12 protein-coding genes are annotated in these 15,896 nt (G+C 61.5%); 5 read left to right on the forward strand and 7 right to left on the reverse strand.

What is annotated here, in order from left to right; genetic code table 11:
• Positions 1-16: 16 nt before the first annotated feature.
• Complete coding sequence (locus ACWPVA_RS04295) at positions 17-1,273, reverse strand: AGE family epimerase/isomerase (protein WP_454286498.1); 1,257 nt, start codon at positions 1,271-1,273, stop codon at positions 17-19.
• Positions 1,274-1,465: 192 nt separating this feature from the next.
• Between ACWPVA_RS04295 and metH the strand changes: the two genes are divergently transcribed.
• Complete coding sequence (gene metH, locus ACWPVA_RS04300; protein WP_454286499.1) at positions 1,466-5,233, forward strand: methionine synthase; 3,768 nt, start codon at positions 1,466-1,468, stop codon at positions 5,231-5,233.
• A gap of 191 nt (positions 5,234-5,424) precedes the next feature.
• Here the strand turns inward: metH and ACWPVA_RS04305 are convergent, their stop codons facing one another.
• The 6 genes from ACWPVA_RS04305 to ACWPVA_RS04330 all read right to left on the reverse strand — a co-directional run bounded on the left by ACWPVA_RS04305 (position 5,425) and on the right by ACWPVA_RS04330 (position 11,750).
• Positions 5,425-6,588 carry a polyamine ABC transporter substrate-binding protein gene (locus ACWPVA_RS04305; RefSeq protein ID WP_454286500.1) on the reverse strand — a complete coding sequence of 388 codons (1,164 nt, stop codon included), beginning with the start codon at positions 6,586-6,588 and terminating at the stop codon, positions 5,425-5,427.
• Positions 6,589-6,758: 170 nt separating this feature from the next.
• A complete protein-coding gene (locus ACWPVA_RS04310; protein WP_454286501.1) occupies positions 6,759-7,817 on the reverse strand; it encodes an ABC transporter ATP-binding protein in 1,059 nt (352 codons plus the stop codon).
• A 10-nt stretch (positions 7,818-7,827) separates the two neighbouring features.
• Positions 7,828-8,619 carry an ABC transporter permease gene (locus ACWPVA_RS04315; protein ID WP_454286502.1) on the reverse strand — a complete coding sequence of 264 codons (792 nt, stop codon included), beginning with the start codon at positions 8,617-8,619 and terminating at the stop codon, positions 7,828-7,830.
• On the reverse strand, positions 8,616-9,491 hold the full coding sequence (locus ACWPVA_RS04320; protein WP_454286503.1) for an ABC transporter permease: 876 nt from the start codon (positions 9,489-9,491) through the stop codon (positions 8,616-8,618). The genes ACWPVA_RS04315 and ACWPVA_RS04320 overlap by 4 nt, the downstream gene beginning before the upstream one ends.
• A gap of 117 nt (positions 9,492-9,608) precedes the next feature.
• Entirely contained in the window at positions 9,609-10,715 is a 1,107-nt protein-coding gene (locus ACWPVA_RS04325) for an ABC transporter substrate-binding protein (protein WP_454286504.1), read from the reverse strand.
• Between the two features lie 162 nt (positions 10,716-10,877).
• Entirely contained in the window at positions 10,878-11,750 is an 873-nt protein-coding gene (locus tag ACWPVA_RS04330) for a MurR/RpiR family transcriptional regulator (RefSeq protein ID WP_454286505.1), read from the reverse strand.
• Positions 11,751-11,934: 184 nt separating this feature from the next.
• Here ACWPVA_RS04330 and ACWPVA_RS04335 point away from each other — a divergent pair, with 184 nt between their 5' ends.
• From ACWPVA_RS04335 to ACWPVA_RS04350, 4 genes are all read left to right on the forward strand, one after another.
• The gene (locus tag ACWPVA_RS04335; protein WP_454286506.1) at positions 11,935-12,717 is read left to right on the forward strand and encodes an N-formylglutamate amidohydrolase; all 783 of its coding nucleotides are present in this window, start codon (positions 11,935-11,937) and stop codon (positions 12,715-12,717) included.
• A gap of 116 nt (positions 12,718-12,833) precedes the next feature.
• Complete coding sequence (locus ACWPVA_RS04340) at positions 12,834-13,343, forward strand: TRAP transporter small permease subunit (protein WP_454286507.1); 510 nt, start codon at positions 12,834-12,836, stop codon at positions 13,341-13,343.
• Positions 13,340-14,665: a TRAP transporter large permease gene (locus ACWPVA_RS04345; RefSeq protein WP_454286508.1), complete on the forward strand. Its 1,326-nt coding sequence runs from the start codon at positions 13,340-13,342 to the stop codon at positions 14,663-14,665. The genes ACWPVA_RS04340 and ACWPVA_RS04345 overlap by 4 nt, the downstream gene beginning before the upstream one ends.
• A 106-nt stretch (positions 14,666-14,771) precedes the next feature.
• Positions 14,772-15,818: a TRAP transporter substrate-binding protein gene (locus tag ACWPVA_RS04350; RefSeq protein WP_454286509.1), complete on the forward strand. Its 1,047-nt coding sequence runs from the start codon at positions 14,772-14,774 to the stop codon at positions 15,816-15,818.
• Positions 15,819-15,896: the final 78 nt, after the last annotated feature.

Genomic DNA, 15,896 nt, shown 5'->3' on the forward strand with positions numbered 1-15,896 from the left:
GTGGGTGTCGGCGGATTTACAAGGCTCCGCCGGTCTCCCGGATAACGCGCGTCAAGCTGCCGGTCGCCGGAAAGAGCGGGATGAGGCAGGCTTGCAATGCGTGGTAAATGTCGCCTTTGCCGGCGAAGAGCGTGGTCGACGGGACAAGATCCTCGGTCAGTTCCTCGTGCCAGCCGCCATGCGCGTGGTCGAGGCTGTTGTGGGCGATGAAGCTCCAGATCTTGCGGTAGCTTTCCTCGTGGAATTCGCTGGGCAGGTGCTGGTTAAGGAAGTGGGCAGCGGCGGCGCCCTCGCAGAGCGGCCACCATAGCTTCATCTTCTTGTCGGGTACGTTCTCCCAATCGAGCGTATAGAAGAAGCCGCCCCTGTCCTTGTCCCAGCCGAGCGACATCGACTGGAAGAACAGGCCGCGCGCCGCCTCCGGCATCCAGTCGTGCTTCCTGCCACCCAGCACCCAGAGCTGCAGCACCAGGCGGGCCCATTCTAGCCAGTGGCCGGGCGTGGTGCCGGCCGGACGGAACATTTCGTTCGGGTGGTAGTAGATGCGGTCGATCGTCCAGGCCTCGTCGAAATGCTCGGGCACGCGGTAGCCCTGTTCGGCTGCACGACGGCGGATCAGGAGGTCGGCGATGCTCGTCGCCTTGTCGAGATAGCGGTGCTCGCCCGTCGCTTCGAAGGCCGCCATCAAAGCCTCGGTCAGGTGCATATTGGAGTTCTGGCCGCGGTAGCCTGGCACCGGCTGCCAGTCGGCCGCGAATTCCTCTGCGATCGCACCGTGCTTGTCCTCCCAGAACCGGGTTTCGATCACCTCCGTGATGTCGGCAAGCATCCGGTCGGCAAGGGGGTGGCCGACCGTCTTCGCCGAGGAAGCCGCCAGCAGCACGAAGGCATGGCCGTAACCCTGCTTGGAGGCGTTGGCGGCGCCCGTGTCGTGGACCTGCCAGAAATAGCCGCCATGGGTCTCGTCACGGTGGTGTTTCCAGAGGAATTGCATGCCGTGGTCGACAAGGTCCGCGGCCCCTGGGCGTCCCAGCAAATCGCCGATGGCGAAACAGTGGACCATGCGTGCGCTGGCATGGATGCCACGGACCGGATTGTCGGTGGACAGCGGCTTGCCGTCGCGCGTCAGCTCGTGAAAACCGCCCTTGGGGTTGATGCTGCCATACTGGAAGAAGTCGAACAGGCCGTTGGCCTGATCCAGCAGCCATCTGCGATGGTAGGGGCGGCCGCTCCAGTTTTCAGCAAAGGCCGAAAAGGTGGTGAGCGTTGACATGGCAATCCTCCCGAGGCGTTCTAATCGGTTGAAATTCTTACCGGCAATTTGCACCCTTGTCACCGCGTCCGCGCGTTTCTCCAGCAGTGCCGGTGTGCAGGGTAAATGAGCTGCGAAGGCCATTCGTATGTTGACATAAAGATATCTTTATGTGATCTGGCTGTGTCGCGTTTGAAACAAGGGAGTACGCTCATGCTCGATTCACTGTTCGGCCAGGAAGGTGCCAATCGGGATGGGGCTGAGGTCATGCGGGCGCTGCGCCAGGCGGCCAGCGAACGCATCCTGATCCTCGACGGCGCCATGGGCACCCAGATCCAGGGGCTCGGGCTCGACGAGGACGCCTTTCGCGGTCAGCGCTTCATCGGCTGCGCCTGTCACCAGCAGGGCAACAACGACCTCCTGATCCTCAGCCAGCCGGACGCGATCGAGGAAATCCACTTCCGCTATGCGATGGCCGGTGCCGATATCATCGAGACCAACACATTCTCATCCACCCGCATCGCCCAGGCCGATTATAAGATGGAAGATGCGGTCTACGACCTCAACCGCGACGGCGCCCTGGTCGCCCGCCGCGCTGCAGTCCGGGCCGAGCGCGAGGACGGTCGACGCCGCTTCGTCGCGGGTGCCATCGGTCCGACCAACCGCACGGCGTCGATCTCGCCCGACGTCAATAATCCCGGCTACCGCGCCGTCTCCTTCGACGACTTGCGCCTCGCCTATGGCGAGCAGATCGACGGGCTGATCGACGGCGGCGCCGACATCATCCTCATCGAGACGATCTTCGACACCCTGAACGCCAAGGCGGCGATCTTTGCCTGTGAAGAGCGTTTTCTTGCCAAGGGTGTCCGATTGCCGGTGATGATCTCGGGCACGATCACCGATCTCTCCGGCCGCACGCTGTCGGGCCAGACCCCGTCTGCCTTCTGGTATTCGGTGCGCCACGCCAACCCCTTCACCATAGGCCTCAATTGTGCGCTGGGGGCCGACGCCATGCGGCCGCATCTGCAGGAACTGTCTGGCGTCGCCGACACCTTCATCTGCGCCTATCCCAATGCCGGACTGCCGAACGAATTCGGCCAGTATGACGAGAGCCCGGAGGACATGGCCCGGCAGATCTCAGGCTTCGCCGAGGAGGGGTTGGTGAATGTGGTCGGCGGCTGTTGCGGCTCGACGCCCGAACACATTCGAGCGATTGCCGAGGCCGTCGCCGGCAAGGCGCCGCGTCGTCCGGCCGAGCACCGGCCGTTCATGGCCTTGTCGGGCCTCGAGCCCTTCGTGCTGACCAAGGAAATCCCCTTCGTCAATGTCGGCGAGCGTACCAATGTCACGGGCTCGGCGAAATTCCGCAAGCTGATCACCGCCGGCGATTTTTCAGCGGCCCTCGTGGTCGCCCGCGACCAGGTGGAAAACGGCGCGCAGATCATCGACATCAACATGGACGAGGGCCTGATCGACAGTGAAAAGGCCATGGTCGAGTTCCTCAACCTGATTGCCGCAGAGCCGGACATCGCCCGCGTGCCGGTGATGATCGATAGCTCCAAGTTCCCGATCATCGAGGCGGGGCTCAAATGCGTGCAGGGCAAGGCGATCGTCAACTCGATTTCGATGAAGGAGGGCGAGGAAGCCTTCATCGCCCAAGCGAAGCTGGTCCGCAATTACGGCGCGGCAGTCGTCGTGATGGCCTTCGACGAGAAGGGCCAGGCCGACACCTATGAGCGCAAGGTCGAGATCTGCGAACGGGCCTACAAGCTCTTGACCGAAGAGGCCGGCTTTGCCCCGGAAGACATCATCTTCGACCCGAACGTCTTCGCGGTCGCGACCGGGATCGAGGAACACAACAACTACGGCGTCGACTTCATCGAGGCTACCCGCACCATTCGCCAGAAGATGCCGTTGGTGCATATTTCCGGCGGTGTCTCCAACCTGTCCTTCTCGTTCCGTGGCAACGAGCCGGTGCGCGAGGCGATGCATGCCGTGTTCCTCTACCATGCCATCCAGGCGGGCATGGACATGGGCATCGTCAATGCCGGCCAGCTGGCGGTCTATGAGAGCATCGATGCGGACCTGCGCGAGGCTTGCGAGGACGTGGTTCTCAACCGCCGGGACGATTCCACCGAACGCCTGCTGGAGATCGCCGAGCGCTATCGCGGCACCGGGGAGAAGCAGGCCCGCACCCAGGACATGAGCTGGCGCGAGCTTCCGGTCGAGAAGCGGCTGGAGCACGCCCTTGTCAACGGCATCACCGAGTTCATCGAGGCCGATACGGAAGAGGCGCGGCTCAAGGCCGATCGTCCGCTGCATGTCATCGAAGGTCCACTGATGGCCGGCATGAACGTGGTCGGCGACCTCTTCGGCGCCGGCAAGATGTTCCTGCCGCAGGTGGTCAAATCCGCCCGTGTGATGAAGCAGGCGGTCGCAGTTCTGCTTCCCTACATGGAAGAGGAAAAGCGTGCCAATGGCGGGACCGGCGAGCGCGAGGCCGCCGGCAAGGTGCTGATGGCGACCGTCAAGGGCGACGTGCACGACATCGGCAAGAACATCGTCGGCGTCGTACTCGCCTGCAACAATTACGAGATCATCGACCTCGGCGTCATGGTGCCGGCGACCAAGATCCTCGAAGTGGCGCGCGAGCAGCAGGTCGACATCATCGGCCTTTCGGGCCTCATCACGCCGTCGCTCGACGAGATGGTGCATGTCGCGGCCGAAATGGAGCGGCAGGGATTCTCCATCCCGCTGCTGATCGGCGGGGCGACCACCAGCCGCGTGCACACGGCCGTCAAGGTGGCGCCGCAGTACAAGGCGGGGCAGGCGGTCTATGTGACCGATGCCAGCCGCGCCGTCGGCGTGGTGTCCGCGCTGCTGTCGCCTGACAGCAAGCAGGCCTATACCGATGGCGTGCGTAGCGAATATGCCAAGGTGGCCGAGGCTCATGCCCGCGCCGAAGCGGAAAAGCAGCGCCTGCCCTTGGCGCGGGCCCGGGAGAATGCCGTCAAGCTCGACTGGTCCAGCTACAAGCCGGTCAAGCCAAGCTTCCTCGGGACGAAGGTGTTCGAAGATTATGACCTGGCGGAACTCGCCCGCTATATCGACTGGACGCCGTTCTTCCAGACCTGGGAATTGAAGGGACGTTATCCGGCAATCCTCGAGGACGAGAAACAGGGTGAAGCGGCGCGGCACCTGTTTGCCGATGCCCAGGCCATGCTGGCCAAGATCATCGAGGAGAAGTGGTTCCGTCCGCGGGCTGTTATCGGTTTCTGGCCGGCGAATACGGTCGGCGACGACATTCGCCTGTTTACTGACGAGAGCCGCAGCCAGGAGCTTGCGACCTTCTTCACGCTGCGTCAGCAATTGTCGAAGCGCGACGGCCGGCCCAACGTTGCGCTTTCCGATTTCGTCGCGCCGGCGACAAGCGGCGTCGCGGACTATGTCGGCGGCTTCGTCGTTACGGCCGGTTTCGAGGAGATCGCCATTGCCGAGCGTTTCGAGCGGGCTAACGACGATTACTCCTCGATCCTCGTCAAGGCGCTGGCCGACCGTTTCGCCGAAGCCTTTGCCGAGCGTCTGCACGAGCGCGTGCGGCGCGAGTTCTGGGGCTATGCGGCCGACGAGAACCTCACGCCAGATCAACTCGTGGCCGAAACCTATCCCGGCATCCGCCCAGCGCCCGGCTATCCGGCCCAGCCCGACCATACGGAAAAGGTTACGCTCTTCCGTCTGCTCGATGCGGAGGCGAAGGCCGGCGTCAAGCTCACCGAGGGCATGGCCATGTGGCCCGGATCGTCGGTCTCGGGCCTCTATATCGGGCATCCGGACAGCTACTATTTCGGCGTCGCCAAGGTCGAGCGCGATCAGGTCGAGGACTATGCGAGCCGCAAGGATATGCCGGTCCGCGAGGTCGAGCGCTGGCTCGGGCCAGTGTTGAACTATGTGCCGGCGCCTCGGGATGAAGCGGTTGCGTGATCGCTGAGGGCTCAGAAAGTGCCGCTCGTAGATTGTTTTCTGGTGTTGAGAGACTGATTCAAGTCCTTACCGTGCCGATTCAGGCGATGCCCATAAGGCCTTGAGCCAGAATCGCAAACGGTGAACCGCGGCGACTGTTGTGATCGCTCCTTCGTGCCCGGATTTGCTTTCTTGCGGATGCGCGGTGCCGTTCATGCCGCCTTGAAGCGAGCCATCAGGTCGACGCGACCGGGATCAGTCAAAGTCACCGCGGCCGCGAACTCCAGCGGGGTGAGGGCGGCCTCGTCCGGATAGATGATCGGGTTGCTGCGGATCTCTTTGGGCAGGAGGGCAAGGACGCGGCTATCGGTGGTTGGCGCGCCGTTGGCTATGTGCTCCTTTACCGCCACCGTTGGATCCATCAGGAAGTCGAGCAGGGCATAGGCAGCCACCTTGTTCGACGCCGCCTTCGGAATGGCAAAATAATCAGTCCAGATTTCGCCGCCATCCTTGCCGAGCACGAACTCGATTTCGGGTATGTCGCGGTTCAGCTGCAGGCCGTCATTGGTCCAGCACATGGCCAGCCAGGCATCGCCGGCGCGCATGGTGGCCTGATAGTCGCTATCGATCGCAAGCAGGTGCGGCTTGACTTCAAGAAGAAGCTTCTCCGCCTCGGCCAGTTCCGCCGGCACGATCGAGTTGAAGGAGTAGCCGAGGGATACCAGCGCGCTGCCGATGGTCGTCAACTGGTAGTCGTGGATTACGGTGCGGCCGCTGCCTTCGTTCATTGCGGTGTCGAAAAATTCCTTCCAGCTCGCGATGTGCGTCCTGAGTTTGTTGGTATTGGCGGCCATGCCCGTGGTGCCCCAGTTCTTTGGCACGGCATAGGTCCTGCCGGAAACCTGCCCTGCCCATGTGAAAAGCAGGTTCTGACTGGCGGCGCTGTAGTTGCTGAGGCGGGTAAGGTCGAGTTCCTCGATCAGATCGAGACCCACATAGGTGGAGATCGTGTGATTGGTTGGGACGAAAAGGTCCCAGTCGGCGGCACCGCTCTGCAGTCTCTCCAGCGCCGCCTCGTTCGAGTTCGTCACGCTCAGGTGGACCGCTACGCCGGTGGCGGCAGTGAAGGCTTCGAAGGTTGCCGGATCATGATAGTTCGGCCAGGAACTGAGATTTACGTGCTGGCCGAGGTCCTGGGCGGCGGCATGGCCGATGAAAGGCCGGCCGTATGGCCCGCCAAGCGCCGCCGTGGCGAGGCCGAGGCCGGTGACGCCGAGGAAGTGGCGCCGGCTAACCGAGCCGCGCTTGAGACGCATGAATTCGTCCATGAATCGGGTGGCAGAAACCGGCAGATCGTCTCCGTCCTTCTTCCACATTCGCTGATCCTCGCGCATCCAATCGAACCGGTCTCCATGTTTCCATGATTCCGTAAACAAAGTGGATCGTTCGCGTGGAACTCCCGCGCGCCGGCGATCAGTTTTTGGTCAGAGGGCCCTATGGCTCGCCGTAACGACGTGTCTTCGCCATTCTCGCGGGCTTTTCCACCTCATGCCTGGAGGATAAGAAGATCCGCAGAGTCTATCTTCAGCGACACGGTATCGCCGATGGCCGGCGGCGTGATGCTTGGGTCGTTGAACATGTCGAAGGAGACGGTATTGCCGGCGACGTTGATACGGGTCCGGATGACGGAGCCGAGGAAGTGGCTCGACACGACCTGACCGGTCAGCGTTGTGTCGCCCTTGGCGCCGGCAAGGATAGAGCCGGCTTCTGGGCGCATTGCGATCTGAACCGTGCTGCCGGCTGGAACGGTGATCTTTTCCTTTAGCGCAACAGTCAGATCGCCGATCGCGACGGTGCTGTTTTGAGGATCAACGACCTTGGCTTCGATCAGGTTGAGCGTGCCGACAAAGGAGGCGACAAAGCGGGTGGAGGGACGATTGTAGATCTCGAAGGGCGTGCCGATCTGGTCGGCGTGGCCGGAGTTCATCACCACGACGCGGTCGGAGATCGACAGGGCCTCTTCCTGATCGTGGGTGACGAAGACCGTGGTGATGCCGAGCTGGCGCTGGATCTGGCGGATTTCCTCGCGCAGCGAAACACGAATCTTGGCGTCGAGCGCCGAGAGCGGCTCGTCGAGCAAGAGCACCTGCGGTTTGGGTGCAAGCGCCCGGGCGAGCGCCACTCGCTGCTGCTGGCCGCCGGACATCTGATAGGGATATCGATCCGCCAAATGCTCGAGGTGGATCAGCTTCAGCATCTCGGTGACCCGGCTTTTGATCTCGTCTTTCGGCTTGCCGGCCACTTTCAGTCCGAAAGCGACGTTGTCGAACACATTCATGTTGGGAAACAGCGCATAGGCCTGAAATACCATGCCGATATTGCGCTGGTTCGATTTTAGGCGTGACTGGTCCTTGCCGTCAATGGTGATGGTGCCCCCCGTGGGGATCTCGAAGCCGGCCACCATCCGTAGAATCGTCGTCTTGCCGCAGCCGGACGGCCCGAGGAACGAGACGAATTCGCCCTTGTTGATCGACATGTTGAAGTCGTGAACGACTTTGACCGCCCCGAAGGACTTCTGGATATTCGTCAGGGTCAAAAATGCCATAAATCTATCCTCAAGCGGGGCGCTGGCCGGTCTTTTGCAGCCGTGAGACAAGTTGGATCAATACGAGGCAGCCCCAGGTAATGCCGAAGGCGATAACCGACAGCGCGAAAGGTTCGTAAGCCTTGTTGGCCCCGATACGTTGCAGGTATGGACCAAAAGCCGGACGGTCGAGCAGGGCGGCGATTGTGAATTCGCCGATGACGATGGCGAAGGTCAGGAAGGCGCCGGACAGCACCGCGGGAACCACGTTCGGCAGGATGATGCGGGCGAGGATGCGCACCCAGCCGGCCCCCAGGCTTTGTGCCGCTTCGGTGAGCGTTGCGACGTCGATCGTTCGAAGGCCGGTATCGACTGCGCGATACATGTAGGGCAGTGCGAGCATGGTGTAGCCGAAGGCAAGCAGCAGGTTGGTTCCGAACACCGACCCCGTCAGCGGCAACCAGCTCGATGTGTTGTAGAGCCGGATATAGCCAAACACGACGACGATCGCCGGAATGACCAGCGGCAGGAGGGTCAGGAATTCGACATAGGGTCTGGCCCAGGGCATCTTGAGCCGGACCCAAAAGGCGGTTGGCACAACCAGCAGCACGCCGATGGCGATCGTCACCAGCGCCATGATGACCGAATAAGTGAAGGTCTGCTGGAACTGCGGGTCAGCCAGCACCTTGGCATAGGCGTCGAATGAATAGACACCACGGCGGGCCTTCAACGAGAATTCAAACAGGCCGCCCAGCGGTACGATGAAATAGAGCAGGCCAAAGATCAGGGCGGCCCAACCGACGATACGTGCCCAATAACTCATTTCAGCCACCTCTCGGCGCGAATGCGCAACCAGATATAGAGGACATTGGCGATGGCCGTGACCACGATCATGCCGAATGCCATGGCATAGCCGAGATGCGGATTGCCCAGCACGTCGCCACGGATCTGTGCGTAGAGCTGGATCGGCACGATGTTGAGGCTCGAGCCGGTCAGCGCAATGGCGGTCGCGACAGCGCCAAAGGCATTGGCGAACAGCAAGGCGAAAGTCCCGAGGATCGCGGGAAAGAGAATCGGCAGGGCGACCATGCGCCAGTATTGAAGGGTGGTCGCGCCGAGCACCTGGGCGGCTTCGCGCCACTCCCGGCGCAGGCCTTCGAGGGCGGGCGTGATGATGAGGATCATGAGCGGGATCTGGAAGAACAGGTAGGTGATTGTCAGGCCCCAGAAGCTCAGGATGTTGAAGCCGAGATCGCGCTGGAGGACAATGCCGAAATTGTTGCGCAAGAATACCGTGACCAGGCCGACAGGCCCGAAGGTTGCCAAAAAGGCGAAGGCGAGCGGCACGCCGGCGAAGTTCGAGGCAACGCCGGAGAAAGTCAGAAGGGGCGACTTGATCCAGCGCGGCACCGCGCCGAAGATCACGGCGGCGGCCATGGCGAAACCGATGAGACTCCCGAGCGCCGCAGAGGCCACGGAGATCTTGATCGAGATCCAATAGCTCGAGGGGATGGTACCCGAGTTGAGATCGATCAGGTTCTGAAGCGTGAACGCGCCGTCACGGGTCTGGAAGGCGCCGATGACGATGTGCATCGTCGGCAGCACCAGGAACATCGTCACGAAGACCACGAATGGCAGGAGGCCCAGCCAGGTGAGCGGCAGGCGCAGTCGGCGCGCGGGAGGGGCTTGGTTCATGTTCGCGGATCTTCGCTAAGGGCGTGAATGCACCTGGGCCACAGTATGGCGGGTGCTCCAGGTATCGCAAGCCCCGGCCCGAACGGGTCGGGCCGGGGCAACAGGCTGTTGGCCTGATTACTGGACGTTGGCGCCGACGACGCTGTCCCAGCCGCCGGTCACAACCGTCTTGTTGGCGTTCTGCTCTTCCACGGTCGGGAAGACGGCGGCTTCGTAGCTTTCAGCCGGCGGCAGGGCGTCCAGAAGTTCCTTCTGGATCTTGTCAGCCTTGACCATGGCGTTGAAGCGTGCCGGGTGGCAATAGCCCTTCAGCCACAGGTTCTGGCCTTCGTCCGAATAGAGATATTCCATCCAGAGCTTGGCAGCGTTCGGATGTGGAGCGTAGGCAGAGATGCCCTGGACATAGACGCCAGCGAGGACGCCGGTCTTCGGGACGACGACTTCGACCGGCGGGTTGCCGGCAAGTTCGTCACGCCATGCCAGTACGTTGTAGTCCCAGGCGATGGCGATCGGGGTGGCGCCCTGGGCGATGGTGCCGGCCTTGGCGATGACCGGAACGAAATTGCCGGCCTTGTTCAGCTCGGCGAAATATTCGAGACCAGCCTTGCCCAATTCTTCACCGGGCTTGGCTCCCTTGTGCAGGCCGGCGGCGAGGACGCCAAGGATGGCCTGGTTCGAGGCGCGCGGATCGCCGGCGAGTGCGACCTGGCCGGCATACTCCGGCTTCAAAAGGTCGGCCCAGTCGGCCGGGGTGTTCTCGACGAGGTCCTTGTTCACGATGAAGGACAATACGCCGTAATAGTCACCATACCAGTAGCCTTCGGCGTCCTTGATGGTGTCCGGGATTTCGTCCCAGGTCGAGACCTTGTAGGGCTGCAGCAGGCCTTCGGCCTTCATCTGCGGTCCGAAGGCGAGACCGACGTCGACGACGTCCGGAGCTTGCGGGCCCGTGTTGTCCTTGTTGGCCTTAATGGCTTCGACTTCGTCAGCCGAGCCGGCGTCCGGGTTCAGTTCGTTGACCTGGATTTCCGGATACTTTGCCTTGAAACCGGCGATGACGTCGCCATAACCGCACCAGCTGTGGGGCAGGGCGATGGTGGTCAGCATGCCTTCCTTCTTGGCGGCTTCGATCAGTTCGGCACTCGGTTCGGCGAAGAGGAGCGAGGTGGAGGCGACGACCATGGCGGTCGACAGCGAGAGAATGCGGCGAAGATGAGTGGTCACTGGATTTCTCCTTGTTGGTTCTACTAGAGCGATGCGGACTGTTATTCAGCTTGCATGATAGTTATGTGACGGGCCCGGTTGATGATTTTCCGCGACTTCGCATGCCGCATATGAATATCCTGGCTCGTGCTTCCGTCTTCTCCTCTCCCCCCTTGCTTTCTTTCAGCGTGGCTTGCGAAACAGCCGGGCTTGCTCGAAGAGTCCCTCCAGCGTGTTCATGCGTTCGCGGGTTTCGTCCCAGGCGGAACTCTGCACGGCCTCGATCAGGGCCTCGACGACGAACAGCGTGACCACCGAGGAATCCCATGCGGATGGTGCCTCGATCTGGACCTTGAAACTGTGCTGTGCATATTTCTCCACGGGCGATGTCCAGTGATCGGTGAAGAGCACTATAGTGACGCCGCCGGCCCGGGCCACGTTTGCCAGCGTCGCAATATCATCCTCATAGCGACGTATATCGAAGATCACGAGAACATCGCCGGCACTCATGTTCAGCATATGCTGCGGCCAGGCGCTGGTGTTCGACGACATCAGAGTGGTCTTCGGTCTGATCACCTGCATGTGGGCGAAGAAATACTCCGCCAGCGCGCCCGTGATGCGGCCGCCAACGAAATAAATGCTGCGCTTGCGGTCTGCCAGCAGCTTGGCGACTTCGTCGAAGGTTGCGGTATCGAGTTCGCTCAGCGTCTGGCGCATGTTGTTCATCACGGCTTCGGCAAAGCGATTGAGGATATGCGTGCCTGGGGCATTCGACGCCCAGCGGTCATGCTTCGCAATCGGGCTCGAGAGGGTGGCTTCAAGTTCGTGATGGAGATGCGCCTGGAACTCCGGATAGCCCTTGTATCCCAGCTTCTGCACCATACGCGCGACCGTCGGCGTCGAGACGCCTGCATTCTCTGCGACCGTCGTGATGGAGCCGAGACCGGAGACCGGATAGTTGTCGAGCAGGCTCTCCGCGAGCTGGCGCTCAGCGCGCGTCAGCCCATCGAAATGGGCGCGGATCACGTCCGACACTGTCTTCGGCGTATTCGTCAAAGGTCTGTTTTCCCCTCGGACCGGTCTTCTGCCAGTCTCTTGGCGATTTAAACTTGGCCGTCACAATTCTGTCAATGTGCAATTTGAAGAGAATTTTTCACGAACCCGTTGACAGCGCCGCAATCGTGAAGAATTCTCTTCGCAATGATAAGGGCTGCCGTAAAGGCGCGGGGGGGAATTCCGCATGCTGATGAGGTCGGACATACTGACTGAGGCGGACGGCGAAGCCGTGGCCGTCGATAATCCCGAAGGGGCAGGTGCCTGCCTCTTCGTCTGCGAGCACGCGTCGCGTCGTATGCCGGAGCGGGCCGACAATCTCGGCCTTGATGCCGATGCGCTGGTCAGTCACATCGCCTGGGATCCGGGTGCGCTTGACGTTGCCAAGCGCCTGTCGGCCCTGCTCGACGGGACGCTCGTCCATCAGTGTTTCTCCCGACTGGTCTATGACTGCAACCGACCGCCGGAATCGCTCGCCGCGATGCCGGAGAAGAGCGAAATCCACGACATTCCAGGAAATCACGACCTGTCGCCCGCTGAGCGCTATGCACGTACCGCGGCGATCTACGTCCCCTTCCATGATCGGATCTCGACCATCCTGGCCGAGCGCCGGACGCTTGGCAGAAAGACCGTTGTGGTCACCGTTCACAGTTTCACACCCGTCTACATGGGCAGGCAGCGCGACGTCGAGATCGGCATTCTGCACGATGTTGATAGCCGACTGGCTGACTGCATGCTGGCAGCTTCGGCAGGCGGAGCCTATCGGGTGGCGCGCAACGAACCCTATGGACCTCAAGACGGCGTTACCCATAGTCTCAGGCTGCACGCGCTGCCTCACGGACATTTGAATGTGATGATCGAGGTCAGAAATGATCTTATTCGTGATGAGGGCGGCCAGAGGGTCGTTGCCGACTATCTGGCGGGGCTGTTGCGGAGCAGCATGGAGATGCTTTCGTCCGAAGCGAGCTGACACCGATTTCTGGCATGGTCTTATAAGAAGAGGGGAGCGGATGCCGATACGACGAGAGAGAAAGTTTGCGCCGCATGGGCCGGCCGTGGCCTGTGTGACAGAGGCGGGTGGCGTACATGCCTGACGCCATCAAGACCTACGTGCGGGTGGTGGACGCCTTCAATCGGCGTGTCGGCCGTATCGTGATGTATGGCATTTTCCTGCTGATGGGCATTCTGCTCTATTCGTCGATCTCCAAATCGCTGTTCCTGCCGGCGCACTGGACGCTGGAAATGGCGCAATTCGTCATGGCGGCCTACTACCTTCTCGGCGGGGCCTATTCGCTGCAGCTCGACACGCATGTTCGCATGGACCTGCTCTACGGCCGGTGGTCGCCGAAGACCAAGGCGGTTGTCGACGTGGTCACCGTTCTGATGCTGTTCGTCTACCTCTTCTTTTTGCTCTACGGCGGGGTCTCCAGCACGACCTACGCGCTGAAATTCAGCGAGACGAGTTACTCGGCCTGGTCGCCCTATATGGCGCCGATCAAGATCATCATGGTGATCGGCATCTTCATGACATTCCTTCAAGCGACGTCGATCCTGATCAAGGACGTGGCCGTGGCGATCGGGAGGCCGCTCGCATGAGCTATGAAATGATCGCCCTTCTGATGTTCTCGTCGATGATGATGTCGATGCTGACCGGACAGCGCGTGTTTGCCGCCATCGGCTTTGTCGGTGTGGTCGCGGCCGCTTTCCTGTGGGGCAATGGCGGCTTTGAGCTTGGCTTTTCGGCCAGCATGAAACTGATGAAGTGGTATCCGTTGCTGACGCTGCCGATGTTCATCTTCATGGGCTATATGTTGTCCGAATCCGGCATCGCCGAAGACCTCTACAAGGCCTTCCACGTGTGGTTCGGCGGTTTGCGTGGGGGGCTTGCGCTCGGCACTATCGGCCTGATGGTCGTCATCTCCGCGATGAACGGGCTTTCGGTCGCCGGCATGGCGATCGGCGCGACCATTGCGCTGCCCGAACTGCTGCGCCGCGGCTATGACAAAATCATGGTGTCCGGGGTCATCCAGGCGGGCAGTTCACTCGGCATTCTCGTGCCGCCCAGCGTCGTCATGGTGCTCTACGGCATGATCGCCCGCCAGCCGGTCGGCCAGCTGTGGCTTGCCGGCGTCATGCCGGGGCTGCTGCTTGCTTTCCTGTTCTCCGTCTACGTGATCATCCGCTGCCAGATCAATCCCGCCCTCGGGCCGGCCCTTCCCAAAGAGGAACGGGAGATGCGGCTTGTCGACAAGCTCAAGCTTGCGCGTGCCGGGGTGCTGCCCTTTCTCATCTTCTTCCTGATGATGGGCCTGTTCGTCATGGGCGTGACCAGCCTCGTCGAGAGTTCCGCCGTCGGCGCGCTCGGTGCGATGTTCGCGGCCTGGGTAAAAGGTCGCCTGACATGGGCGGTGTGGAACCGCGTCCTGGAGCAGACGCTCGGCATCACCTGCATGTTCATGTGGATCATTCTCGCCGCACTTTGCTTCGGCGCGGTCTTCGACGGACTGGGTGCCGTCAGGGCGCTCGAAGGGCTCTTGGTCGGCGAGATGGGGCTGAGCCCCTGGCAGATCCTGATCCTGATGCAGCTTTCCTTCCTGATCATGGGTGCGTTCCTTGACGATACCGCCATGCTGGTCATTGTCGCGCCCCTCTACATCCCGCTGGTCGGCAAGCTTGGCTTCGACCTGATCTGGTACGGTGTGCTCTACACGATCACCTGCCAGATCGCGTATATGACACCGCCATTCGGCTATAACCTGTTCCTGATGCGGGCCATGGCCCCGCCCGAGATATCCCTGGTCGACATCTACCGTTCGGTGTTCCCGTTCGTCGCGATCATGATCATCGGCATGATCATTATCATGGCCTTCCCACAGATCGCGCTGTGGCTGCCGCAGCACGTCTACGTCCGGGGGTGAGTGGAAATCAACAATCCAAGAGGTCCGGTTGAACGGCCCCGTTGCGTACAGGATCCGCCGATGGCCGGCGGGTCACGGTTCAAAGAAGCAGAAGAGGGAAACAGACATGAACAGCAGAAGACATTTTCTCAAAAAGGCCGGGCTGGTCGCCGCCGCATCGCCGGTCGCGCTCGCCGCGCCTTATGTCCGGGCGCAGGACAAGAAGATTACCTGGCGTCTCCAGACCTATGCAGGTGCAGCACTTGCCGAATTCGTCGTTCGTCCCGCGGTCGACGCCTTCAACAAGGCCGCCAATGGCGAGATGGAAATCCAGCTCTTCACCGCCGACCAGCTTGTCCCCACGGGCGAACTGTTCCGCGCCATGCAGGCCGGCACGATCGATGCCGTGCAGTCGGACGACGACTCGATGAACTCGCCGGTCGACATCAAGGTATTCGGCGGCTACTTCCCCTTCGCCTCGCGCTACAGCCTTGATGTGCCGACCCTGTTCTATGAATACGGCCTCGCCGAGATCTGGGATGAGGCCTACACGGAAGTGGGCGTGAAGTGGCTCTCGGCCGGTGCCTGGGATCCCTGCAACTTCGCCACCAACAAGCCGATCACCAAGCTCGACGACCTGAAGGGGCTGCGCGTCTTCACCTTCCCGACTGCCGGTCAGTTCCTGTCGCAGTTCGGCATCGTGCCCGTCACCATCCCGTTCGAGGACGTGCCTGTCGCCATGCAGACCGGCGAGATCGACGCGATCGCCTGGTCGGGCATCACCGAAGTGTTCACCTCCGGCTGGGTGGACGTCACCAAGTACTTCCTCACCAACAACGTCTCGGGCGGCTGGGCCGGCTCCTTCTTCGCCAATGCCGATCGGTGGAACGAGGTGCCGGAACATCTGAAGACGCTCTTCAACCTGTGCATGGACAGCTCGCACTATCACCGCCTGCACTGGTACTGGGGCGGCGAGGCGAAGCTTCGTGCCGAGGGCGGACGTCTCGAACTCACCAGCATTCCCGATGCCGAGTGGAAGACGGTCGAGGATGCCGCGCATGTCTTCTGGGAAGAGGTCGCCAAGCAGACGCCACGCACGGGCAAGGTCGTCGAGATCCTCAAGAAGTACAATTCCGACATGGAAAAGGCCGGCAAGCCCTACCGCTACGGCTGATCGAGCAGGCACCAAATACCGTGATCCGGGGCTGCTTTCCCCGGATCACGCCAAACCAGAACCATTCCGGGCTGGCGC

This window comes from Rhizobium arsenicireducens (genome assembly GCF_964021225.1).